At 72.9% G+C, this 543-nt stretch carries 1 protein-coding gene; it reads right to left on the bottom strand.

The genetic code is table 11. The annotated features are described in order from the left end of the window. Nucleotides 1-543, bottom strand: a 543-nt coding sequence (locus tag FB586_RS18850; protein WP_281276709.1) for an NAD(P)-dependent malic enzyme, incomplete at both ends; no start/stop codon positions are given.

Below are 543 nucleotides of genomic sequence, written 5' to 3'. Positions count from 1 at the left end.
CCGGGTCGGGGTTGGCCAGCGCGAAGACGACCGGGTTGTCGGCCATCGTCGGGATCCACTGCGGGTCGAGGATGCCCGGGGCGGAGACGCCGATGAAGACGTCGGCGTCGACGAGGACGTCCTGCAGGGAGCCCGTCGCGCGGCGCGGGTTGGTCGCCGCGGCGAGCTCGGTGTGGGCCACGGAGAGGGCCGCGTCGCCCCCGCACAGGGCTCCCTCGCGGTCGACGACCACGACGTCCTTCGCGCCGGCGGCGAGCAGGAGCGTGACGATCGCGGTGCCCGCGGCACCGGCGCCGGAGACGACGAGGCGCACGTCCGTGAGCTCCTTGTCGACGCAGCGCAGCGCGTTGGTCAGCGCGGCGAGGACCACGATGGCCGTGCCGTGCTGGTCGTCGTGGAACACCGGGATGTCGAGGGACTCGCGCAGCCGGGCCTCGATCTCGAAGCAGCGCGGGGCGGCGATGTCCTCGAGGTTGATGCCGCCGAAGCCGGGCGCGATCATCTCGACGGCCTTGACGATCTCGTCGGTGTCCTGGCTGGCCA

It is taken from the genome of Cellulomonas telluris, assembly GCF_004886325.1.
GTDB classification, from domain to species: domain Bacteria; phylum Actinomycetota; class Actinomycetes; order Actinomycetales; family Cellulomonadaceae; genus Cellulomonas; species Cellulomonas telluris.
This window is presented reverse-complemented; position numbering and strand designations above follow the sequence as displayed.